This is a genomic window from Clostridium sp. DSM 8431, from assembly GCF_900116755.1.
Taxonomy (GTDB): Bacteria; Bacillota; Clostridia; order Clostridiales; family Clostridiaceae; genus Clostridium.
In genome coordinates, this window is sequence record NZ_FPBY01000049.1 from 1 (window position 1) to 21,475 (window position 21,475).

Genomic DNA, 21,475 nt, shown 5'->3' on the forward strand with positions numbered 1-21,475 from the left:
AAATGGACCAGAAGCTATGCAGAGTGGGATTTAGTGGTTAATCAATTAAATATACTATTTAGTGATATTCTTGAAAAAAATGCATAATAAAAGGACTCTATAGTTAAGAAAATCTTAACAAAAAGTCCTAATAAATATTTGCCGTATTGTATATTATAGCCATACTTTGGGTATAATATACAATATAGATAACAAAAATTTTGTTACAATTTCAGACAAAATTGTTTAATAAATAAGATTCAATAATTTTGATTATTTCTAAGAAAAAGATAAGAATACACAAAATTATTTACAGGCTCAACTTTGAGAATGAAAGTTATTAAATTGGAAAGTTTAAAAGTATGATGTTATATACTAATGATATTCAACTAACATTGGAAAGAACCGCTTTTAGTATGTGTTAAACACGTGTGCTATCTCTTAACTAACTAATAGCCAGTCCATAATATAGTCAAATATATAAATGCTCTAAAACCTTTTAAATATACTATTAATTTATTCATTTCTTATTCATCAGTAACTGCTACTGTGCATCCTACCGTTGGATTGTTACCCTTATAAATGACCATAAAATTTATAAACATTTAAAAACATATACAATCTTTTTAAAGCATTGATATTACTTACTTTTCAAAGATAGCATAATTTTTATTCACTCTTAGTTTCATTTATGTCTTTTTATAAAATTTTATCGGCGTTGATAAAGCATTAACAATAACAAATTATATCTTAATGTACTTAATCTAATATACCTATTTTCTCATTTTATATATTTTGATTCTATTAAGTTTCCTGAATTATTTATTTTCCAACCATGCACATCTACATTGTCCCCATGTTAAAACCTCTGTTTCAAAGCTTCCTAATCTAGGATAACTAAAAAACTATTGTATATAAATTTTATTTACTATTTCTTTTGTACTTATCTGTATATATTCTATATATAATAATAATTATTGATACAATGAAATACAATATAGGATAGCTTAAATCTACTGATTCTATCATGTTCATAATATCAGAATACTCATTACTTTTTAAATGATTAAAAAAATATCCCAAATTAAATATAAACATTCCTATAAAAATTAATATAATTTCAAATTTTAATGAATACTTTTTAATACTCATATTAATTTTCTCCCTTAATTACAATATTCATGCTAATATAATTTATCATTAGCGATAATAAATAAATTACTCCTACTGTAAAAATATTAAAAAAGTTTGTAAAATCATACTTAGATATCATATTTCTATTAGATATGAATACACATACAAATATTATTGCTAATACTATATACATAGTATTTTGTGCAGTATGATAGTTTTTCTTAAAATATAGAAATAAATAAATTGAATAATAAAACATAAAGAATGCTCCAACCAAGAGGTTTATTTCAAGAATATATCCAAAATCAGAGGATTTTTCTAATATTCTTTGTACTATACTTACATATAATATTGATATAACATTTAAAATTAGTACTTCTAAATACTTACATATTATTATATGACTTCTTTTATAAGGTAATGATCTTAAAAACATTTTAACCTCATCAGAGTCTTCTATGTAACATATCTTTCCAATAATCACTCCTAATGCTACCATTGGAATGTAGAAACTTAATAATTGATATAAATTATCACCATCAATCACCAACAAAATTGGTGATAAAATACAAAAAACAACAGTTATTCCTATATACTTGCTACAAAAATAAATATCTTTCTTTAATAAAGTAAACATCTATATATTTTTCCTTTCTTTTAAGACTATTAATATTTCAATTAATGATGCTCTTTCAAACATAGGCTGGAATTTAGATTTATTTATAACTTCTTTGTTAAATAAATTAATATCAAATAAATAATTTTCATTATTTAGTACTGCAAATTCATCAAACAATTTCTTTTCACTATCATCTAGCTTATATTGCTTTATTCTTTTATATGTATTAGCCGCATCCTCTTTACAGATATCTAATATTACTTCACCGGAATCGATATATATTATTCTATTACAAATAGATTCTATATACTCTAATATATGGGATGACATAAGTATTGTTATGTTCTTTTCTTTATTTATATTAAACAATATTTTTATTACTTCTTCTCTAATAATTGGATCCAATCCAGATGTAGGCTCATCCAAAATTAATAATTCAGGATTATGAGATAAAGCTAGGGCTATCATGTATTTTACCAACATTCCCTTAGATAATTCCTTGACCTTTTTCTTCATGTCTAACTTGAAAATATCATTAATAAGAATATAAAAATATTCATCATTCCAGTTTTGTTTATACGACTCCTTAACAAATTTGTATATTGATTTAAGAGTTATATCATTATAAAATTTATTATTATCTCCTACATAACCAATCTTTTGTTTAATCTCTTCTTCATTAGATTTCATTTCCTTACCACTAAAGAGAACCATTCCAGAATCTATATTTATTATATTTAATATAGACTTTATCATAGTTGATTTTCCTGCACCATTAGCTCCAATTATTCCAACTATTTCTCCTTTCTTAATTGTTAAATTTAAATCTTCAATGCTGAATTTTTCCCCATATGATTTATTAAGTTTTTTTATTTCCAATATTTTCTCATCCATACTTATCCTCCTATTATCTATAAAAAACAAAGTTCACCTCTAGTTCAGCACTATAATTCATACATTAATTTTATTGTTTCAATAACTTTATCATTATTATTAACATAATCCTCTGTATCTAATTTAACAATTATATCTGGAGTATACCCTTTGTTAATTTCTCTATTTTTTTTATCTAAATATTTTTTTATAGTAACTTGAAGAATATCACCAGAACTTAACAAAAATAACTTAGCTTGTCCAGATACACCTGCTGTACAATTTCCTATTACCTTAAGATTTTTATAGCCTTTTTTTAAGCCACTTAAAAAAATAAATTCAGCTGAACTCATTGTATACTCATCACAAACTATATAAATATCTTTATCAGAAAAAATAGCATTGTGTTCTTCCTCTATTTTCTCATTTTTATTGTTCAATCCCTCATTTGATAATATTTTGTAATCTAACTCTACATCTTTTTCAATTATTGAAGACACTATTCTTTTAGTTTCTTTTATAAATCCACCCCTATTATTTCTAATATCGAAAATTAATACTTTATTTTTCTTTATCAAATCACTTTTATTTAAAATATACTCTAATAATCCTTGAATTCTAAAAGAAAATATCTTAATTAATAAAATATTATTTTCTATTTCTTTTACAAATATTGGCTTGCTATTATATTGAATCTCCTTTAATTCTTTTGTGAAATTTTTCTTGATTTCATCTATTGAAATTCTTTTTATTTCTTCTATTTTAATATTATCATTTTTATTTACTTTCACATAAATTACTTCAGTGTTTAATCCTGTTTTTATGTATTTTATAACTTCTTCTTTTATTACTGATTTTGGAAATCCTTTCAATTTTTCTTCAACTGTTTTAATAATATCATCTATATCGATATCGTTAACTGCTAATATCTTACCCCCAACAATATTATTTTTATATCTAAAAATATTAGGCATAATTATTAGACTTTCTTCTACCCAAGTACAATCTATATCGTACACTTCATTATCTTTATTTAACTTAACATATTTTGTATGAGGATCTTTTAATGTTAGTAATAACTCTTCTATTAAAGAATATTCATCTTTAAAATCGTTTAAATTTTCTTCTAAACATTTTACTCTATTTATCCATATATATTTTTGATTATCCAAAAATATATAATTATCACTAATTATATTTTTAACCTCATTATATAAATTTAAATATTTCATAAATCAATCCTTTATATTACAATATTCTAAACCATATATATCGCCTGTTGCTGCTGATTCTATCGCTCTACAGTCAACACAATTATATTGATACGCGCATTCTTTACACTTACCTATTGTACTTCTGGACATATTTACATATTCGTTATATTCTTTTTCTCTCAATATCTCATAAATCTTATTTTTTAATACGTTTCCAAAACTTTTTCTCATCATTGGACAAATTAATATTTCACCATCTTCTCTTATTGATAATTGTCCTTTAAAACATGAGTTCCACATCTGCAATGCATTAAACTTTTCTTTACTAACCTTTGTAAATGTTTTTGTATACATATTATTTAGATATTTTTCAGAATAATATGTATTCTCTGGTTTTTTGTAGATAAAATCCACTACTATATTACTAATATTATACTCATTCTTTAATATATTTCTTATATCATCAATTTCATCTTCATTATATCTATTAACCAATATTTGAACTACAAAATTAACTTGTGCTTCTATTAATCGCTCTATATTATTTTTTATTTCTTTTTCTATTTGTGGATCTAATCCTAACTTCAATAATGTATTAGGATTAAACGATAATATTTGTATGCTTAAAATTATGTTATTCTCTTTTAATATTTTTATAACATTATCATCTATTATTGTTCCATTAGAATATATAACAAATGTATTAAATCCATACTTTTTACTCACTTCAATTATCTCATTAACTCTTTCAATTCTTAATAGAGGATTTCCTCCAATAAAACATAACTGATTACTCTTTAATTTAGATAAATCATTTAAAATTTCATCCCAATGATCCATATTTAACTTTTTTTCATATCTTGGCCACTTTTTACACCCAGTTTTTCTATATAAATTATCATCCCTATTACAAATTATACACAAGATTACATTCACTTCCAAGTTCTATAAAAACTTTTTGAATTGTATTGTTACTAGGCATAATAACCTTTCTAAGCTCAATATCAGTATTTTCGAAATCCTCTTGAAATTTTATAGTATCTGTATAAAATCCCAATCCTAATTCCTCTAGCTTGTTTAATATATTTATACTTTCATCAGTTTCATCTATACCATTACTATAATTATTCAATAATTGATTAGTTTTATCATCAAGTTTAATCATTAATCCATTAACAAAATCATATAAGCATGAATTTTTGCATGTACTCACTAATTTAACTGTTGGATATAATCTAAAATACTTCATTATTTAGATACCTCCTGAACTTTCAAAATATTATCCCTATTATCCTTTAGAACATCCAATATATTTACTCTATCCTCATATAATTTATAATGGTGTTCCAATTCTTTTTCAAAATTAGTAATTTTCTTATTACAAAAATCTTCACTTATCATTCCATTACTATCTAAATACATAAAACAAGCCTCGCACATAGCTCTAACCTTACACTTTCTACATTTATCTGAATTAAAAAATCTTATCAAAGCATTTGTTATATCGCACAATTTATTCCAGTCTATACCTTCATTAACATGTCCAACAGGAAACTTTTCACACATTTTTTCACATAAAACTATTTTTCCATCTGGTGTTACTGTCATTTTAGATAATGGCAAACAACTATTTCTGAGAATCCCAATATTATGATTTTTGTTCCTTATATAGAAAGTTAATTCTCCTAAAAATAAAGAAGCAGCTACTTCTTTAAATTCAGTGCTAAATTCATTTTTATAAAATAACTTATTTTCTAATTTTCTTTTACTTTCATACAGTGTACCCTTTTTAAATTCAGCATCATTTAAATATCTTTTATCACACCATTCATAATAAGTTGTATCAACCTTTTTTATAGGTGCATAGGTTATAAAAAATGGAGCAAATTCATGATAATTTTCTTCAAAGAAATATACTACTTTCTCCAAATCAGTATATAAATCAAAGCAACAATTAAAAGATATCGGGTTATTATCTCCCAATTCATTTTTTACTGCCTTAAGTTTTTTTATATTCTTAATAACAGTATCAAAGGACTTTCTTCTATCAATAAAAATTCTATTTCTATCGTGATTTTCCTTATATCCATCTAAACTAAAAGTCACTATAAAATTATTAGTTGCAAAGAATCTTGCAATTTCATCATTCATTATCGTACCATTTGTTGTAATATAAAATATTGTTTCTGGCTCTATTTTTTATATATTCTACTGATTTTTTTATTAAATCAAAATTTAATAGTGGCTCACCACCATAAAAACTTACATTAGCACTTTTATTTAATCCATGCTTTTTTCTTTCTTTATGTAATTCAAAATACTTATCTATAGATAATTTTGCAGTATTAAAATCCATCTTTCTACGAGAATACTCTATATCTTTAGGATATTTATCAGAATATATGCAATATTCACATTTCAAATTACAATTATCTGTCATAATTAATATTAATTGAGATAAAGGGGAATCATACGTTAATTCTTTTAACTCATTAACTATAAGTTCATTCTTAATATCTTTTCCTTCTTCATAATAAAACATATTATATTTATATATTAATGAACTAATGTATGATCTAATTTGATTATACTATTTCTCTGTAATATCAAACTTATTTTTTATACTTATATAGTTATTTTCTTCACTAAAAAAATTCTTTATTAAAAAAGTTTGAACTTCTGTAGTATTTATAACCCTACTTGTTATAGAGTCATAAACGTACTCTTGATTCTTAGTCTTAAATTCAACAATTTCTGCCAGCTTAAGCATTTATTCCTCCTGATGTTTTAATATTTATAATATTTTAAAATTATTATGAAGTCATCAAGATTACTTGATGACTCCATATATTTTTATATAAATGAAGTTACTGCTCCTAATGCAGAAACTGCTCCTGCAAATATTAGACAAGATCCTGCACACCCCATAAAGCAAGCAATATCTCCACCAACTTCTTCATTTTTAATATCATTTTCATTATTATTTAATATTTTCATGTCAAATCTCCTTTCTAAGCTATTGTTGCTACTGAGGCCATGAACATAACACCGCCAGCCCATCCTAATACACAAAATGATCCGCATCCAACAACACAAGCTACAGCTCCACCAACTTCTTCATTTAAATTTTCTTTTTCAAAATTTTTAGTATTAATTATTTCCATCTTTCTATTCTTCTTTACTTTTATTTATATATTAGTTTTGTAAACTTGTTTAGAATTTTATACCAAATATTACAAAAGGTCAATATTTTATATAATAATTTTATATAAAAACACAACAAAATTTAGTCAAAAACAATTTTTTATTTTATTTATACCAAGCTGAAGCTTGTCTTATTTTATTTAACTATTCTTGACTTAATATAGAAACTTTTTTAATATAAATCAGCTCCATATCCTATAAGGCCTTTTCTTGTAAAGGTTGAGTCAGTATAAACATACATAGCTAATTGGCTCTGAGTATTAGTGTGATAAGCTGCAGGTGTTGCTAAAACTATTAGGCAGTTATTTCCTGAATCTTCAGATATCTTTAATGCGTCAGTTAAAACAACTGGAAAAACTAATAATATATAATCAATTTTTGAAGTTGGATTAGGCTGTAATAAACCTCTCCCCATATTATCTTTTAATAAATCTATATCTAAGAAAGTTTCAGAATTCATAAACCACTTAACCTTCTTTAATAAATCCTTGTAAATCTGACTTTTCCACATTTACTATACTCTTTGTGATAGCTGATTCTCTATAAAGTCTATTTTGACCAAGCTCTATGAATTCCAACTTAGGAATAGTTGAGATAGGATCACTATCTGGATTTTCATCAACCCATTCTGCCTTTCCTGAAGAAGTCTTTTTAGGAATTTTATAATTTCATTTTACCGTTGTACCATTGAAGAATTTATAAACATCACTTCTATTTTTAAGTTCCTCTATAATTTCTTTGGATAGTTCTTTATTAATAACATGGTCACCTTTTCATTAGTTCCAGTATTCATAGCAGATGCTGCTTCTCTTTCTTCTTTAAAAATACTTCCAAGCTCTTCATTATTAATCTATTCTTGAGTTCTTTCTTCCTTCTTCTTTTCTTTCTTAATTGTTTTCTTATTAGCTAATGATCTGTTTCTTCTTACTTTTCTATAGTTTTATCTATTGCTTCAATTTCAGTTTTTATTTAATCAAAACGTGTGGCTTCCTCTTCTGTTAAAGCTCTAACTTCTGACTTTGCTTTATTAACTATTCCCTTCATTTCTTCTAATAAATCATTTCTTTTTTCTTCTAAGCCTTTTGTTTCATCTGGTAAGGCTCTGTATTCTATTCTTTTCATTTTTCTTAGTGTTTTTGACATTTAATGTCCTCCTTTTAATTAATTTTAAGTAAAAGAAAAGAACTAGAACTTAATCTAGCCCCTTTCCAATTCATTTTACTTACCATAAGTTATAATTATTCTATACCCTATCTTTACCACTTCTAGGCATTATATCAATAATAGAATTTTTAAATAGTAATCCTTTTTCATTTTCTATATCACTAAAAACATTAAAAATATTATATTGTATTTCATGCTTTACCTCATCAGAGCATAAATATCTTGAATACGACACCAAAAATGAGTAGTCAATAGATATTATTGCTTGTAAAGTGTTTTTTATTATTTCCATTGCATGTAATGGAACTTCATCAATATCATTATTTAATATATGTCTAGAAATATTGAATGAGAGTTCTGCATCTATAATCTCAGGTCTATATCCTTGTTTGGACATATCTAATGCAAGTTTTAGGAAATCATCTACTATTTTATTTTTAGTAACCAAACTATTAGATTCGCATAGCCCCTTTTCATGAATATCAACTAGTTGCTTGCTCAATATTATAAATAATTCATCTATAAACTTCGCCACATTAATCCTCACCTTTCTTTTTTGTAAAATTGTGGTAATATATTAATATACTTCTATTATATAACATAATAAACATAAAAAGGAGAGATTTTGTTTTGAAAAAATTAACACAAAAATTTATTTCTATTATTTTTTCTATTCTATTATTAATATCTGTTGGATTTAGTACTAATGTTAGTGCTACAGAAAATTCTAATACAAAAGTTACAACATCTAATAATGTTGTTAATGATGTAATTTATTTTAACTCACCATACAATTCTAATTCACCTAGTAATCTCAATTTATCTAGTCGTTTAGGAGTTAACATCCTTACAAATTATATAACTGTAAACTGTAGAATATCTGGTAGTACAGTAAAAGTAGCTGTTCGTAATGTAGCTGTAGATTCACTGGATAGTATGGTTGTTAATATAAAAGCATACAGAGATGGCAGACTTCAAATTAATAGAACTTTTAGTGAATACAATGTTTCACCTTTTTCAGCACCAACTTTTGAAGTAAGTTTACCTGGAATAAGTTATGCTGAAGTTACAGTAACAACTACTGATGGTGGTGAATCATACACTAAATATTATACTGTAAATGCCTAAAATCCCAGAAATACCTTTAAATTATTACTTAAAAAGTTAAATTTAATTTTTAAATCAAAATAAGTTATATAATAGTTCCACAAAGAGTTCCTAATAAGGTTCTCTTTTTTATAATTGAATTTAAATTAATTATTATTTAATCTTTTTATTTCTTTTTCATAATTTCTATAGTTAACCATATTTTTATATTTATTAACATATCTTAGCTTCCTATAATAACTTCTACACTCGCTGACACTTTCCTTATCATCTCTCATTTCAATCGAAGTCCCAGCATAAGCAGGACTTTTCCTATTATCCAAAATAGAAATTTCAAAAAGTTCTAAATCCTCAACATATCTTCTTTGATAACCTTTATTAGTATATCCTCCCACCTATCCTTATTAACAGCAAACCCAAAGCTCCACCCTCTAAGTTTACCTTTCTTAGCTTTTTCAATTACATCTCTATCAGTAATAGTACAAATAGCTCTAAGACCAATATTATCTTCAAATAATTCTAGATTACCTTCTTTAGTTGAACCAAGTTTCTTATTTTCATCATGATTTAATAAAAAGATTTATATTATCAGCTTTATTGAAAACCTTATCAAAAGTTTTTGGTTCTATCTGTTCAATAAACTCTCCATTAATATAAGGTATAGGCTTACTATCTATTCCTACTGCATTTACATAACCATTAATAAGAATACTATCATTCCTTATTTCTACTCTCATTTTCCCTTTCACCTCCCTTCATAGAACTTGTTTTATCAGTATTAGGTGTTTAAATAGTCCCTGTCTTAGTATTATAAAGAACATCATTAAGTCCTAAAACTACTGTGTCATTAAAAGCTTCAATAAGCTCTCTATCCTCTTCATATCTCACATCATAGTAAGTATCTTATTCTTAATACCTATCTCATAGGCTCTAAATCTCTTTTCTATATCACCTTTTAAAAGCTCCTTAACATCAAAACCAAAATAAAAAGAACTCTTTTCCTTTCAAGAAGAAAGCCCTTATTAAGTGCTGCAAGTATTACTCTTAAAAGTGGTAATATTGCAAGCTTTATAAACTTTTCATAGTCATTATCATTAGCTTTTCCATATCCTTCAAGCATTGTTGGAGGTACTACAAAGAGTTTGCATATTTCATCAGCATTAGTTATTTTATTTTCATTCATCTGCATTTCTGTACTGGTTGCTGCACTTTCTTGAAGGGATAAACCTTTATTAAGTACAACACAATTCTCACTATTTCTTTCACAAAACATTTTCCATCATTAAAAAAATAATGGACACCCTCACTCAAAGGATGTCTATCATTTAAGATTGTAATATTATTTTAAAAATCTCTTTATTATTCCTCATTAGCAATAGCTTCAATTCCCTTAATATTATTCTCATTAAGCTCCAAGAAACAACTACCCACATTAATAACAACAGGCTTGCCATCCTTAATGAAGTTAGCTATATGATCATAAGTAATAAGTAGTCCCTTATAATCATCTCCAGAATAAGCAAACTTAAATTGTTTCCAGTCAGTAAATACTGGTATTGCTTCACGTCCATCCTTACCTTCTAAGCAAGGTATATCTAGCTTAGCATTTTCCACTGTTCCCTCTTCAACTTCTGAAGCATTAACTGGAACTAAGAACTCTGCATTAAGGATTTGTTTTGCAACTTCCTTTTCTAAGCTCTTTAAAATAGTTGGTCTTTCTTCATAATCAACCTTCCAAGAAGCTTCCTGAACCATTTCTAAATGTGCAAGCATAAAGTCAGGATTCATTATAGGATCTTCTTTTCCTTCTTCCATTTGTATTGGGAAAAGATCTTCCTTCTTTAATATGCAGCTTGCATAACCATTGTCTATATAAACTCCATAGATTCCATTTAAATATAAGTCTTCTGCAAAATTGCCTAAATCCTTATTTTCTATAGGTTGTACCCTAAAGTTTCTGTAGCTTTCAGCATAGTGTTCTACTGCATCATTTGCATATTGTTCAGTTGAAAATAACCATATACAATCATCTGCATGTTCATCTATAAAAGGAAAACCTGTGCTGTTATCGATTACAACATAAAATTTTTCTATTGTTCTGACCTTTTGTATAAGTATTCTAAGAAACTTTTGAATAAGATTTGGCATTCTTTCCTCAGCATCTTCAACTATTCTATTTACTAAAGCATAGTTTGCACTGTTAAGTAATACAGCTAAATCTTAAATGCTTAAAGCTTCAAGTTCACTATCATCATAATTAGTTCCTGCCACAAATTTATTGCTTATTTCATTATCATACTTTGCTTTTTCTTCTCTATTCAATTCAATACACCGCCTTTAAAGCAAAAAATTATATTACAATTATAACATTTTTCAACATTTATTCCTATATATATTTTTAAAATATTTGAAAAACTTAGAATTTTTGATAGCTCTACCTTTAGTTTATTCACATGAAAAGAAGCAGACACCCCTCTTTGCAAGGTTTGTCCACTTCTCAATAAGTAGGTTTTTTATCTATTAATAAGTAGGATATTTATATAATTTATTAGTATAGGAAAGGCTTTTCCCAAAGATTTAACTTAGTTCCTATTCCATGTTCTAAAGCATAGTCATAAACTTCGCTTCCCCATGCAACATCTTCAACAGGCATTCCTCCAACTGAGTAGATAATAACTTCTTCATCATTCTTTCTACCTTCTGCTTCTCCATTTAAAATTGCTCCCAGGTCAGTTATTCTTTCTTTAGTCATTAATCCATCATGGCAAAGATCAGTAAACTTAGATCCTAGGATACAGATAGTTTTAAAAGTTGGATATGGATATTCTTCAGCCCATGCTTCATATAATTTTGTATTATCAACTACAAGTTTTGCATCATGAGCTAAGAATTCATTTTCAAAATCTATAGCACCTGGGCAGCAGAATAATGCTCCTTTCTTAATCCATTCAGTTTTAACTATTGGATAAGCTTCTCCTGGTTTTGGTGTAGAAATTGCAAAGCTTAGGATGTCACTGTCTCTAATACATTCTTCTAAAGTATCACATACAATTATATTTTTAAATTGAGAACATTCCTTTTTCACAAATTCTATACATCTATCTATTGAAGCTCTTCCTCTTCCCTTAATCTTTAAGGTATCAAGGCTTGGTCTTAAAGCTGCAAAGGTCTTTATTGTAATAGTGTTAATAACTCCAGGTCCTACAATTCCAAGAACCTTGGCATCTTTAACAGCTAAATGTTTAACTCCAACTCCAGGAATGGCTGCTGTTCTATAAGCACTTACAAGGTTTGCTGACATTAAACTTAAAGGAGCTCCTGTATCTTTGTCATTTAGCATCATCATAAGGATTGAACGTGGAATTCCTTTTTCTCTGTTTTCTACATTAGAACCATACCACTTCATACCTGCTCTTTTAAACTTACCACCTAAATAAGCTGGCATAGCCATAAATCTTCTATCAGGTCCATTTTTAGGCATACCTTCAAATTCTGGCTCATCAGGGAAAGTAACCATACATCCATGAGAGTTTCCATTTTCTCCTCCCATTCTATAGTCTCCCTTATCTAAAAGCTTTAACACATTTTCCATGCAGTCTGTACATTTAACTACATCTGTAACTCCTGCCTTAATCATATCTTCTTCATTTAAATATAATAAATCTACATTTGGATAACTCATAATTTTCTACTTCCTTTCTTTCTCTTTAACCTCTTGCAAGTTCATAGGCAGCCTTCTTTTTAGGATTACGATAAACTTGATATAATTCATTTTCCATTGCCATAACCTCTTCTAAAGGTATTGGCTTAAACATTTTACGTTTTAGTACAAGCTTTATCCATAGGAAGGCATATACAGCTAGTACTGCTAAAATAACTAAACAAACTTTATAAATTTTAAGTCTTGTATCTGGGTTAGAATCAATATTGTATATCATCCACAAGGTACCTATAATTCCTAGCACAGGAACAGTTATGCCACCTGGTGCTTTAAAGGTTCTTGGTGCCTTTGGTAATCTTTTTCTAAGTATTAAAACATTAATATGTGAAACTACATAAGCAACCATCCAGAATACGCATCCAGTAAGTATTAAAAAGGATAATTGCTCTGATGTTGAAAGACCAGTTGCATTAATTAGTATCATAATGCCGCCTATTGTGAAGATTCCTACAAAGGGAGCTCCATACTTATTAGTTTTCATAAATACAGAAGGTAAAAGTCTTATTTTAGCCATACCTGCTGCAATATAAGCTAGGGCTGAGATTACTGTATTTACGCTGCTTGTTACTGCTAATATTGAAACTATAGCCATCCATACAACTCCAGCCTTACCTAAGATAGCCTCACCATATAGAACATGAGGTGTTGTACTTTCTGCTAAGTCTCCCCATAATGTATAATTTTTAAAACCTATAATTAATAGAGCTTGAATACCACATATTATAAGTAGGCTTAATATCATGCCTAAAGGTACATTTTTTCTAGCATTCTTAACTTTATTTGAAATAGGTATTACATATTCACATCCAATAAATAAGAAGAATGCCAGGCCACAAAAGGATGTAACATCTTTAAAATCTGATGTAAGAACTGCTTCTTGAGTAACTACACTTCAAGTACCAATTTTTATGCATCCTAAAACTGCCATGATAAATAAGGAAGCTATTAAGCCATATGCTACAAAGTCTTGAATCTTTGCAAACATATCTACACCACGTAGGTTAATTAAAATTAATACAATAAGGAGAACTATACAATATGTGCTAGATGGTATATTTACTTGTGGAAGTACACTTTTTAAAGTATTACCAAACATTGCACACTCTGCACTTGATATCATGGTGTTACAGGCAAGATATCCTCCTACCATGGCTATTAATGTTACAAAAGGTCCTAAACATGCTAAGGTATACTGAGCAAGACCTCCTGTTAAATTTGGCATTAACGCATTAAGCTCTGATATTGAAAGGGCTGTTAGTATATTTAATATACATGCAATGACCATTGAAATTATAAAAGGTGTACCTAGAGCTGAGGCTCCTTGTCCTAAAGATAGTAAACAACTAGTAGCAACTATAAGTCCAACCCCCGTAGCTATTACACTTGGAAGCCCTAATTTCTTTTCTTCCATAACAATCACCCCTTAAATTATTTCTTTCCTGTTACTGCATCATATCCCTCTTCACCAGTTCTAACTCTGATTACATTTGATATATCTGATATAAAGATCTTTCCATCACCTATATGGCCTGTGTAAAGTTCTTCTTTAACAAATTTAATAAACCTTTCAAGATCTTTAGTAGGTAAAATAAGCATTACCATTTGTTTTGGAAGAAGGTTTGGAGTTTCATAAGTATCTATTTCATACTCTAAAGTTCCATTTTGAACTCCACAGCCTAAAACTTGAAATACTGTCATACCTGTTATACCAAACCTTGATAAAGAATCTTTTAATTCAATAACTTTTGCTTCACTTGCTATAATTTCAACTCTTGATAATTCCATAAAATTTCCTCCTTTATTCAACTATGCAAAGTCTTTTTTGATAATCTTCAGTTTTAAGAATTTCATTAAGCCTCTTAGGGGAAGTACCTATAAAAGCTTTAAATTCCTTTCCTAAATGAGATTGATCACAAAAGCCAAAGCTATCAGCTATATCTATAATTTTTTCATCTAAAGTAACAGCCTTAAGCACATTTTGAAATCTTACTATTTTGCAAAAGAGCTTAGGTGACATTCCAAAGTACTCATTAAAAAGCTTGTTTATATATCTAGATGAATAACCTGATTTTTCACTTATTTCATCAACTTTTATCTTTCCTTTGCTATTAATTATTTCTTTAAGAGTAAACTCATATAAATTACTTTCCTTTTCTTTAATAACTTGTTTTCTGTAATATTCTAAATATCTAGTAGTAAAGATTCTTATCTCTTCATTAAAATCATCATCTTTTTCAAGAATAGAAGATAAATCTACTGACTTATTTGTGAAATCAGCCATTTTCTTTTGTGATGGAAAAGCAGTACTACCAGGAAAAAACCTTACTCCAAAAATTTCTTTGTTTTCTTTAACAAAAGGTACATAATTTATATCTGTAAGATTTAAAGGAGAGCCATAGCATACAGCCTTAGGATTTTCAGAATTAACACTAAATAAAATATCTATAGAACCATCAGGTACAACTACCACATTTTTGTTTATTTTCTGAGAAACCTTATATCTATAAAAATGTGAAATTCCATTTTTCATAACAGACTTCTTATAATACTTATCTCCTGCCAAAACCATTAAAGGTTGCATTGCAGATAATGTTCTTTTAACATCAATATAAAAATCATTATATGCTGACATAGCTATTAACCACCTTTCTTTAAATCTTTCTAAATTTTAGCCTTAAATCTATCATATCTAAACTCTGAAATATCAAGAGTTGTTTCTTCACCATTTATAAGTTCTGCTAAAGTATAGGCAACTGCTGGTGCTATACCAAAGCCATGTCCTGAAAATGCACAAGCTAAATATAATCCAGGAACCTCTAGTACTTCTCCTAAAACCGGAACTCCATCTGCACATTGATCAATCCATCCAGCCCAGGCTCTCACTATCTTTGTATCACTTAAAGCTGGAAAGTACTTCATAATTCCACGACAGGTACACGATGCTCCAATACTAGTTGCTATAGGTTTTCCATTATCAGAAGTATATCCTTCAAGGCCAGTAGATCCACCAAATACAAAAGAACCATGTTTAGTTTGATGGCCATAAAAGTCTGCCTCTGCAGTACCTAGCATTTGAGGGAACATTTCCTCTTCTGCTTCAGTTACAAGACATTCAAGTTTAACTTCACTCATAGGAATATCAATACCTACAGTTTTTGCTATAGCTCTACTTTCATATCCTGCTGCTAAAAGAACCTTGTCTGCTTCGTAAGTATTATTTTCAGTAATAACCTGTCTTATTTTTCCCTTAACCTTTTTTAGTTCAATTACCTTTTCCCCAGTTATAAACTTTGCTCCAAGCTCTCTAGCCTTTTTATAATATCCAAGGGTAGTAGTTAAAGGATTTGCATGGCCATCAGTTTTGCACCAGCTAGCTCCAATAACCTCCTCTGAAAGATAAGGATTAATAGCTCTTACTTCATCACCACTTATCATTTTCACATCAAGACCACATTTAACAGTTCTATCTGTTAAGCCTTGTAGAATTTCTAAATGCTTTTTAGTTTTACCAAGACGAAGGTTTCCCTTTTGAGTATATTCAGTGTCTACTCCAAGCTCTTCAGAAAGATTAGGCCATAGATTTTTAATTCCCCACATAACTAAAGGAAGTTCTCTAGGATCACGTCCTGATTGTCTTACACCGCCACCATTTCTAGTAGAGCCACCATTTCCTATATGATCACTGCCTTCAAGAATAGTAACCTTAACTCCTTTTTTTGCAAGGTAATAAGCTGTAGCATTTCCTATTACTCCTGCTCCAATAATAATTACATCTGAAACCTTACTCATTAGTTTTTCCTCCCTTCTCATTTCCTAAGATTCTCATTTCAACAGATCTCATAGGTGCCCTGCTTGTTGCTGGTTCTAATTCTGCTAAAGACACATTAAGTTCTCTTGCCACAATACCTTTAACTAATTTTGCACAAGTTTGCCCTTGGCATAGTCCCATACCTGTTCTTAAATACCTTCTTATTTCTGTTATAGTAAACATGCCATCATGAACAGCTTTTATTATTTCACCCTTTGTAACTTCTTCACATCTACATATAATCATGTCATCATCTGGCATTGGCTTGAATTCACCAATGTCTCTTGATCTATCATTAACTTTACTCATATTTTTTCCCTTCCTTCCTATGCTTTAAAGAATCTTGCTTTCATAACCATATCCTTTGGAACCTTCATTGTTAAAAGATTTGTATGGTCAAAGGCTTTACTACTTCTTACTTCTAAAATTTCTGCTTCACATAACTTTTCACCACTTCTAGATAGTGCTGTTCCTATATCACCTTTTTTAGGTAATGGTAAAAACTCATAAGGAATTGTTACTGTTGCTGAAGTTTCATCATAATCTTCATTTAATAAGAAGATAGCTTGGCCTGAGCAAGAAACTACACAAAGTCCACATCCAGTACATACTGCATCTTCCTTCATTTGTGGAAGGGATGTTATATTTTCTCCTATCTTAATGCAGTGACGTGGACATGCATCTTGACATGGGTTACAAGGTATATTTTGAGTACATTCCATTACTGGATGAATACCCTTTCTATGAGTGATTCCTGGAAATCTTTCAATTTCATCATCAGATACAAAGCCCTTCTTTAAAAGGTTAGTTGAGATATCTATTCCTTCATCAGTCTTTTCAATGTTTTTACCTCTATTTTTAGGAGCAAACATACCTTGTCTTAAGGAATCAAGATCTGATTTTAATTCTTCTAAAACTGAATCTCTTTCTTCCTTTTCTATAAAGCCTGTTGAAAATGCTGCACATACACCAGCCATTCTTCCTTCAATCATAGCTGAACTTGCTTCTTCAATTCCTGAAACATCACCTGCTGCAAATACTCCCTTAATAGAAGTTTCACCAAATTCATTAAGCTTAGGAACTTGGCCACCTCTCTTTGGGTTATCCTCCATCTCACATCCTGCCATCTTTAAAAGCTGAGACATTGGAGATAATCCAACAGCCATACATATAGTATCAACATCAAAATGTTTTTCACTTCCAGGTACAGGTTTGAAATGTTCATCTACATGACTTATAACAACTCCTGTAACTGAAGTTTCTCCCTCTGCCTTTGTAATAGTATGAGATAGATAGAAAGGAACTCCAAGTCTTGCAACCTTAGCTGCATGTACACCATATCCTCCTATTTTAGGTGCAGCATCAACTAAAGCTACTACATTACATCCTGCCTGAATAAGCTGATAACTAACAACTAGTCCAACATTACCTGAACCAAGCATTAATATGTTATCTCCAGGCTTTATTCCGTGAAGATTCATCATAGTTTGTGCAGCTCCTGCTCCAATTACCCCAGGAAGAGTCCAGCCTTCAAAAGTAACCATATTTTCAGCAGCTCCAGTAGCAACAATTATTGCATCTGCCTTGTAATGTTCCATTTTGTCACCTTGTTTAACTAAGACTTCCTTATCCATATACATTCCTGTAACAGTTGAATTAAGCTGTACCTCAACTCCTGCTTCAGAAGCTTCCTTTAAAAGATCTTCCCCAATCTTAAAACCTCTTACTTTAGCCTTTAGCTTTTTAGAACCAAAGAACTTATGAATTTGCTTAAATAACTGTCCTCCAGGTTTTTCATTTTCATCAAAGATTACAACCTTTAATCCTCTTTTAGCTGCTTCAATTCCTGCTGAAAGACCAGAAGGTCCTGCACCAACAATTATTAAATCATATCTTTTCATAATGAATCTCCCTCCTATACTTCTGTATCCTTCTTTGCTGAAACTCCATATTGTGTTTGAACCTTCATACCTTCCTTTAATGGTGTTATACATGTTCTCACATTTGGAACCCCATCAACAATCATTACACAATCTGTACATCTTCCTATAGCACAAAATATACCTCTTGGTTTATGTTGTTTTTTTGTATATCTATGAACCATAACTCCTGCTGCCTTTAAAGCTGCTGCTATTGATTCTCCTTCATATCCTTCCATTTCTTTACCATCTAAAGTAAACTTTACTTTCACTCCTTTTAAAGGAGTTCCTAGTACTGGGTGTTCTACTATTCTGCTCATCCTTCTATGCCTCCCTAAATATCTATCAAACTTAAGAAATAACTGCTGTCATTTCAATCTCACATAATTGTGTTGGTCTATTTAACTCTGCAATGCCAACTGCTGTAAATAATGGTTTTATATCATGAAATATCTCTGAATAAGCTCTTGATATTTCAGCACAATCCTTAATATTTGTAACAAAAGCATTAACTTTAACAACATTTTGAGCTGTAGCTCCTGCCTTTTCTAAAAGCTTAACTTGCTTTTCAAAAATGTACTTTGCTTGTGCATAAGGATCATCTACTCCATATACGCTTCCATCTGGTTGTACTGAAGTAGTACCACCAATCATAACTAAATTTCCAACTTTAATCATTCTGGAATATCCAACCTTTTCCTCAAGTGGTGCACCAGAAGAATAATTAATTCTTTCCATATAAATCATCCTTTCTTCTTATAAAGTGCAAAAGATGCCTGGTGCTTCTATGCACTCAGACATCTTTGTCTCATCTTTTTCATATACAAGAAAAGGCATTTAAACAATTTAATGTTTAAACGCCTTTGTTCTTTCCATATTTGTATTATATCAGTTTGTTTTTTTGAAATAATAGTAAAAATCAGAACTATTTGTAAAAATATTTATAAATCAAACATAAATTATAGTTACTCCTCCAAAAGTAGCTCTTCCAGTTAACTCTAAAACATTAGAACCTTCTCCTGTACCTCTATTCTTTTCACTAACACCACCTAAAGTACAGCTTACATTATTTATTACCTTCCAAGACTTAGGTACATATATTTCAGATCCACCAAAAGTTAAATCAAAGTTTATTTTACCTTCAATATACATTGTTTTTTTACCATCATGAAAAATAATAGATAAACCAGCAGTTCCAAGAGCAGCTGCTAAAAGTACTGGAAAAGGTGTTATAGCTGTTATTCCTAATTCATCATCAAATAATATAGATATAAAGGCTATTGGAAAAAGTATTCCTCCAAACTCTCTTTTTGGAATGCTCTTAACAATAATACTTATTAAAAGTACAGTAACCACAAACTTTATTAAACTAAAACCTTCAAAAATAAAAATCTTATTTAGTAAAACTGCAATGGCAGCTAATATTAACAACACTCCCCAAAACTTATTCTTCATTATAAATTCTTCCTTCTTAATAAACCATCTTTTAATTCTTTAAAATAATGCCTAGACACATATACCTTCTTAAAGGTATTTTCAAATTCAACCACACTTGATGATGTAAGACTTCTAGTTATTGAATAAATATAATCAATATTTAAAATAGAAGACTTAGATACACGCATAAAATTCTTTGGAAGCATGGCTTCTAATTCATAAAGCTTATATTTAACTTCATACATATCTTTTTTTGTATGAGCAAAAACCCCATTATCTTCTGTCTGAAAAAATAAAATATCCTTTATTGGAATGTAGAATTCCTTATCTTCTTTAAAAAAGCTGAGATTCAAGCTTTCTGAAAGTTTATTTTTTATTAAAGTTTGTATATCCTTTATATCATCTGTCAGTTCTCTGCATCTAATAATAATTTCATCTTCCTGCACTTTATCATCAATTTGAATCTGTATTTTCATCTCCTCACTCTCCGCAATATCCATTATATCCCTGATTGCTTGTAAGTAAATGGTTTTTAAGTAAGTAGTTAATATATGAAGTAAAAGGTAAAAAATAGCAGCAGGATTATTTACTACTGCTTTTAAAAGAATATTATGTAATTTTTTTATGGAAATATAATTATTTTTTTACTGTAATGTATAAAATAAAATAAAGTGGATACAATACTATATGAAAACTAATTTTACTTTTTTATATTACAAGTCACCTTATCTATGCAGGTGGGTTGTACATTTTACTCCATTAAACAAAAAGAAGATATTTCTGAAGGATGTTGATCATTCAGATGTATCTTCTTTTTCTGTTTGAAATTATTCGAACTCTATATTACAAACTATAATTGTCATTATACTGATGTTTTTTGAATTTTTAGCGGATAGCTATACTATAAAAAATATTATTGTTAATAATCTAGCCGCCATAATCATTTTATAATCTACTGCTAATTTCGTGGTTATTTTCCCAATTTTGTTTGTATACTTATCCGTACTCATTTCTTTTTAGTATTATATCTATTTCTTTCTCAACACATTAGAAACAGTTGATTGGGACACATCTAACATTGCAGCTATTGTTTCCTGATTCATTTTTTGTCTTGCCAAGTCTCTAATAATCTCATTTCGTTGTGCTACCGATGCTATCTCTGGTAATTTGTGAATAGTTTCTGAAACAACTCCAGATGCTGTCGGATTAACCCCTTTATATTGGACAAAATCTATTAAATTCTAAGTTTTTCTCAATTTTATATCTTTATACAAATTTTTTGTAGATTCTCTCCAA

30 protein-coding genes and 1 pseudogene are annotated in these 21,475 nt (G+C 28.8%); 1 reads left to right on the forward strand and 30 read right to left on the reverse strand.

Annotated elements, in window-relative coordinates; translation table 11 throughout:
* Nucleotides 1-900: 900 nt before the first annotated feature.
* The 14 genes from BM384_RS06800 to BM384_RS06850 all read right to left on the reverse strand — a co-directional run bounded on the left by BM384_RS06800 (nucleotide 901) and on the right by BM384_RS06850 (nucleotide 8,722).
* Nucleotides 901-1,131 (reverse strand): hypothetical protein, encoded by a 231-nt coding sequence (locus BM384_RS06800; RefSeq protein ID WP_090012354.1) that lies wholly within the window; start codon nucleotides 1,129-1,131, stop codon nucleotides 901-903.
* A 1-nt stretch (nucleotide 1,132) separates the two neighbouring features.
* The gene (locus BM384_RS06805; RefSeq protein ID WP_090012356.1) at nucleotides 1,133-1,750 is read right to left on the reverse strand and encodes an ABC-2 transporter permease; all 618 of its coding nucleotides are present in this window, start codon (nucleotides 1,748-1,750) and stop codon (nucleotides 1,133-1,135) included.
* A complete protein-coding gene (locus BM384_RS06810; RefSeq protein ID WP_090012357.1) occupies nucleotides 1,751-2,626 on the reverse strand; it encodes an ABC transporter ATP-binding protein in 876 nt (291 codons plus the stop codon).
* Nucleotides 2,627-2,676: 50 nt separating this feature from the next.
* On the reverse strand, nucleotides 2,677-3,837 hold the full coding sequence (locus tag BM384_RS06815; RefSeq protein ID WP_090012359.1) for a S41 family peptidase: 1,161 nt from the start codon (nucleotides 3,835-3,837) through the stop codon (nucleotides 2,677-2,679).
* Between the two features lie 3 nt (nucleotides 3,838-3,840).
* On the reverse strand, nucleotides 3,841-4,743 hold the full coding sequence (locus BM384_RS06820; RefSeq protein WP_175537303.1) for a radical SAM/SPASM domain-containing protein: 903 nt from the start codon (nucleotides 4,741-4,743) through the stop codon (nucleotides 3,841-3,843).
* On the reverse strand, nucleotides 4,727-5,068 hold the full coding sequence (locus tag BM384_RS06825; RefSeq protein WP_090012362.1) for a hypothetical protein: 342 nt from the start codon (nucleotides 5,066-5,068) through the stop codon (nucleotides 4,727-4,729). Before BM384_RS06825 ends, BM384_RS06820 begins: the two co-directional genes overlap by 17 nt.
* Nucleotides 5,068-5,970, reverse strand: coding sequence for a radical SAM protein (locus BM384_RS06830; RefSeq protein WP_090012364.1), 903 nt, complete (start codon nucleotides 5,968-5,970; stop codon nucleotides 5,068-5,070). The genes BM384_RS06825 and BM384_RS06830 overlap by 1 nt, the downstream gene beginning before the upstream one ends.
* A complete protein-coding gene (locus BM384_RS06835) occupies nucleotides 5,963-6,361 on the reverse strand; it encodes a radical SAM protein (protein WP_090012366.1) in 399 nt (132 codons plus the stop codon). Before BM384_RS06835 ends, BM384_RS06830 begins: the two co-directional genes overlap by 8 nt.
* Nucleotides 6,362-6,409: 48 nt before the next feature.
* The gene (locus tag BM384_RS06840) at nucleotides 6,410-6,589 is read right to left on the reverse strand and encodes a hypothetical protein (RefSeq protein WP_090012368.1); all 180 of its coding nucleotides are present in this window, start codon (nucleotides 6,587-6,589) and stop codon (nucleotides 6,410-6,412) included.
* A gap of 83 nt (nucleotides 6,590-6,672) precedes the next feature.
* Nucleotides 6,673-6,816, reverse strand: a complete 144-nt coding sequence (locus BM384_RS17595; RefSeq protein WP_175537304.1) for a hypothetical protein — start codon at nucleotides 6,814-6,816, stop codon at nucleotides 6,673-6,675.
* Nucleotides 6,817-6,830: 14 nt separating this feature from the next.
* On the reverse strand, nucleotides 6,831-6,983 hold the full coding sequence (locus BM384_RS17600; RefSeq protein WP_175537305.1) for a hypothetical protein: 153 nt from the start codon (nucleotides 6,981-6,983) through the stop codon (nucleotides 6,831-6,833).
* A 212-nt stretch (nucleotides 6,984-7,195) separates the two neighbouring features.
* Nucleotides 7,196-7,483, reverse strand: coding sequence for a phage major capsid protein (locus BM384_RS18145; RefSeq protein WP_242945964.1), 288 nt, complete (start codon nucleotides 7,481-7,483; stop codon nucleotides 7,196-7,198).
* A gap of 509 nt (nucleotides 7,484-7,992) precedes the next feature.
* Nucleotides 7,993-8,166 carry a hypothetical protein gene (locus BM384_RS18150; protein ID WP_242945965.1) on the reverse strand — a complete coding sequence of 58 codons (174 nt, stop codon included), beginning with the start codon at nucleotides 8,164-8,166 and terminating at the stop codon, nucleotides 7,993-7,995.
* 100 nt (nucleotides 8,167-8,266) lie between these two features.
* A complete protein-coding gene (locus BM384_RS06850; protein WP_090012369.1) occupies nucleotides 8,267-8,722 on the reverse strand; it encodes a hypothetical protein in 456 nt (151 codons plus the stop codon).
* Nucleotides 8,723-8,817: 95 nt separating this feature from the next.
* On the opposite strand from BM384_RS06850, the gene BM384_RS06855 reads away from it, so the two are divergent.
* Nucleotides 8,818-9,315, forward strand: coding sequence for a hypothetical protein (locus BM384_RS06855; protein ID WP_090012371.1), 498 nt, complete (start codon nucleotides 8,818-8,820; stop codon nucleotides 9,313-9,315).
* Between the two features lie 125 nt (nucleotides 9,316-9,440).
* Here BM384_RS06855 and BM384_RS18155 read toward each other — a convergent pair whose 3' ends face one another.
* From BM384_RS18155 to BM384_RS06930, 16 genes and pseudogenes are all read right to left on the reverse strand, one after another.
* Nucleotides 9,441-9,689, reverse strand: coding sequence for a hypothetical protein (locus BM384_RS18155; RefSeq protein ID WP_242945966.1), 249 nt, complete (start codon nucleotides 9,687-9,689; stop codon nucleotides 9,441-9,443).
* Complete coding sequence (locus BM384_RS18160) at nucleotides 9,638-9,874, reverse strand: HK97 family phage prohead protease (RefSeq protein ID WP_242945969.1); 237 nt, start codon at nucleotides 9,872-9,874, stop codon at nucleotides 9,638-9,640. Before BM384_RS18160 ends, BM384_RS18155 begins: the two co-directional genes overlap by 52 nt.
* Nucleotides 9,855-10,031, reverse strand: a complete 177-nt coding sequence (locus tag BM384_RS18165; protein ID WP_242945967.1) for a hypothetical protein — start codon at nucleotides 10,029-10,031, stop codon at nucleotides 9,855-9,857. Before BM384_RS18165 ends, BM384_RS18160 begins: the two co-directional genes overlap by 20 nt.
* A 218-nt stretch (nucleotides 10,032-10,249) precedes the next feature.
* Nucleotides 10,250-10,567: a phage portal protein gene (locus BM384_RS18170; protein ID WP_242945968.1), complete on the reverse strand. Its 318-nt coding sequence runs from the start codon at nucleotides 10,565-10,567 to the stop codon at nucleotides 10,250-10,252.
* Nucleotides 10,568-10,653: 86 nt separating this feature from the next.
* Nucleotides 10,654-11,442, reverse strand: a complete 789-nt coding sequence (locus BM384_RS06870; RefSeq protein ID WP_090012372.1) for an SseB family protein — start codon at nucleotides 11,440-11,442, stop codon at nucleotides 10,654-10,656.
* Nucleotides 11,443-11,842: 400 nt separating this feature from the next.
* Nucleotides 11,843-12,976 carry a tyramine oxidase subunit B gene (locus BM384_RS06875; protein ID WP_090012374.1) on the reverse strand — a complete coding sequence of 378 codons (1,134 nt, stop codon included), beginning with the start codon at nucleotides 12,974-12,976 and terminating at the stop codon, nucleotides 11,843-11,845.
* A 25-nt stretch (nucleotides 12,977-13,001) separates the two neighbouring features.
* A pseudogene (locus BM384_RS18620) lies at nucleotides 13,002-14,426 on the reverse strand (APC family permease).
* Nucleotides 14,427-14,443: 17 nt separating this feature from the next.
* Nucleotides 14,444-14,800 carry a P-II family nitrogen regulator gene (locus BM384_RS06890; protein ID WP_090012378.1) on the reverse strand — a complete coding sequence of 119 codons (357 nt, stop codon included), beginning with the start codon at nucleotides 14,798-14,800 and terminating at the stop codon, nucleotides 14,444-14,446.
* Between the two features lie 13 nt (nucleotides 14,801-14,813).
* Complete coding sequence (locus BM384_RS06895) at nucleotides 14,814-15,647, reverse strand: helix-turn-helix domain-containing protein (RefSeq protein ID WP_090012379.1); 834 nt, start codon at nucleotides 15,645-15,647, stop codon at nucleotides 14,814-14,816.
* Nucleotides 15,648-15,676: 29 nt separating this feature from the next.
* A complete protein-coding gene (locus BM384_RS06900; protein ID WP_090012381.1) occupies nucleotides 15,677-16,804 on the reverse strand; it encodes an NAD(P)/FAD-dependent oxidoreductase in 1,128 nt (375 codons plus the stop codon).
* Nucleotides 16,797-17,132, reverse strand: a complete 336-nt coding sequence (locus tag BM384_RS06905) for a (2Fe-2S)-binding protein (protein WP_090012382.1) — start codon at nucleotides 17,130-17,132, stop codon at nucleotides 16,797-16,799. Before BM384_RS06905 ends, BM384_RS06900 begins: the two co-directional genes overlap by 8 nt.
* A 17-nt stretch (nucleotides 17,133-17,149) precedes the next feature.
* Nucleotides 17,150-18,724, reverse strand: coding sequence for an FAD-dependent oxidoreductase (locus BM384_RS06910; protein ID WP_090012384.1), 1,575 nt, complete (start codon nucleotides 18,722-18,724; stop codon nucleotides 17,150-17,152).
* A gap of 14 nt (nucleotides 18,725-18,738) precedes the next feature.
* Nucleotides 18,739-19,062 carry a (2Fe-2S)-binding protein gene (locus tag BM384_RS06915; RefSeq protein WP_090012385.1) on the reverse strand — a complete coding sequence of 108 codons (324 nt, stop codon included), beginning with the start codon at nucleotides 19,060-19,062 and terminating at the stop codon, nucleotides 18,739-18,741.
* Nucleotides 19,063-19,093: 31 nt separating this feature from the next.
* Entirely contained in the window at nucleotides 19,094-19,486 is a 393-nt protein-coding gene (locus BM384_RS06920) for a Rid family hydrolase (protein ID WP_090012391.1), read from the reverse strand.
* Between the two features lie 204 nt (nucleotides 19,487-19,690).
* Nucleotides 19,691-20,197, reverse strand: a complete 507-nt coding sequence (locus BM384_RS06925; RefSeq protein ID WP_090012386.1) for a LiaF transmembrane domain-containing protein — start codon at nucleotides 20,195-20,197, stop codon at nucleotides 19,691-19,693.
* Nucleotides 20,197-20,655, reverse strand: a complete 459-nt coding sequence (locus BM384_RS06930; RefSeq protein ID WP_090012388.1) for a LytTR family DNA-binding domain-containing protein — start codon at nucleotides 20,653-20,655, stop codon at nucleotides 20,197-20,199. The genes BM384_RS06925 and BM384_RS06930 overlap by 1 nt, the downstream gene beginning before the upstream one ends.
* Nucleotides 20,656-21,475: the final 820 nt, after the last annotated feature.

What these genes read in the sequence shown, in the direction of transcription:
- BM384_RS06870 (WP_090012372.1), bottom strand. Translation starts at nt 11,442, where the DNA reads ATGCCAAATCTTATTCAAAAGTTTCTTAGAATACTTATACAAAAGGTC.
- BM384_RS06825 (WP_090012362.1), bottom strand. Translation starts at nt 5,068, where the DNA reads ATGAAGTATTTTAGATTATATCCAACAGTTAAATTAGTGAGTACATGC.
- BM384_RS06910 (WP_090012384.1), bottom strand. Translation starts at nt 18,724, where the DNA reads ATGAAAAGATATGATTTAATAATTGTTGGTGCAGGACCTTCTGGTCTT.
- BM384_RS06840 (WP_090012368.1), bottom strand. Translation starts at nt 6,589, where the DNA reads ATGCTTAAGCTGGCAGAAATTGTTGAATTTAAGACTAAGAATCAAGAG.
- BM384_RS06915 (WP_090012385.1), bottom strand. Translation starts at nt 19,062, where the DNA reads ATGAGCAGAATAGTAGAACACCCAGTACTAGGAACTCCTTTAAAAGGA.
- BM384_RS06810 (WP_090012357.1), bottom strand. Translation starts at nt 2,626, where the DNA reads ATGGATGAGAAAATATTGGAAATAAAAAAACTTAATAAATCATATGGG.
- BM384_RS18165 (WP_242945967.1), bottom strand. Translation starts at nt 10,031, where the DNA reads ATGAGAGTAGAAATAAGGAATGATAGTATTCTTATTAATGGTTATGTA.
- BM384_RS18150 (WP_242945965.1), bottom strand. Translation starts at nt 8,166, where the DNA reads ATGTCAAAAACACTAAGAAAAATGAAAAGAATAGAATACAGAGCCTTA.
- BM384_RS06930 (WP_090012388.1), bottom strand. Translation starts at nt 20,655, where the DNA reads ATGAAAATACAGATTCAAATTGATGATAAAGTGCAGGAAGATGAAATT.
- BM384_RS17595 (WP_175537304.1), bottom strand. Translation starts at nt 6,816, where the DNA reads ATGAAAATATTAAATAATAATGAAAATGATATTAAAAATGAAGAAGTT.
- BM384_RS17600 (WP_175537305.1), bottom strand. Translation starts at nt 6,983, where the DNA reads ATGGAAATAATTAATACTAAAAATTTTGAAAAAGAAAATTTAAATGAA.
- BM384_RS06815 (WP_090012359.1), bottom strand. Translation starts at nt 3,837, where the DNA reads ATGAAATATTTAAATTTATATAATGAGGTTAAAAATATAATTAGTGAT.
- BM384_RS06835 (WP_090012366.1), bottom strand. Translation starts at nt 6,361, where the DNA reads ATGTTTTATTATGAAGAAGGAAAAGATATTAAGAATGAACTTATAGTT.
- BM384_RS06890 (WP_090012378.1), bottom strand. Translation starts at nt 14,800, where the DNA reads ATGGAATTATCAAGAGTTGAAATTATAGCAAGTGAAGCAAAAGTTATT.
- BM384_RS06800 (WP_090012354.1), bottom strand. Translation starts at nt 1,131, where the DNA reads ATGAGTATTAAAAAGTATTCATTAAAATTTGAAATTATATTAATTTTT.
- BM384_RS18145 (WP_242945964.1), bottom strand. Translation starts at nt 7,483, where the DNA reads ATGAATTCTGAAACTTTCTTAGATATAGATTTATTAAAAGATAATATG.
- BM384_RS06805 (WP_090012356.1), bottom strand. Translation starts at nt 1,750, where the DNA reads ATGTTTACTTTATTAAAGAAAGATATTTATTTTTGTAGCAAGTATATA.
- BM384_RS18170 (WP_242945968.1), bottom strand. Translation starts at nt 10,567, where the DNA reads ATGTTTTGTGAAAGAAATAGTGAGAATTGTGTTGTACTTAATAAAGGT.
- BM384_RS06905 (WP_090012382.1), bottom strand. Translation starts at nt 17,132, where the DNA reads ATGAGTAAAGTTAATGATAGATCAAGAGACATTGGTGAATTCAAGCCA.
- BM384_RS06925 (WP_090012386.1), bottom strand. Translation starts at nt 20,197, where the DNA reads ATGAAGAATAAGTTTTGGGGAGTGTTGTTAATATTAGCTGCCATTGCA.
- BM384_RS06875 (WP_090012374.1), bottom strand. Translation starts at nt 12,976, where the DNA reads ATGAGTTATCCAAATGTAGATTTATTATATTTAAATGAAGAAGATATG.
- BM384_RS06895 (WP_090012379.1), bottom strand. Translation starts at nt 15,647, where the DNA reads ATGTCAGCATATAATGATTTTTATATTGATGTTAAAAGAACATTATCT.
- BM384_RS06830 (WP_090012364.1), bottom strand. Translation starts at nt 5,970, where the DNA reads ATGAATGATGAAATTGCAAGATTCTTTGCAACTAATAATTTTATAGTG.
- BM384_RS06900 (WP_090012381.1), bottom strand. Translation starts at nt 16,804, where the DNA reads ATGAGTAAGGTTTCAGATGTAATTATTATTGGAGCAGGAGTAATAGGA.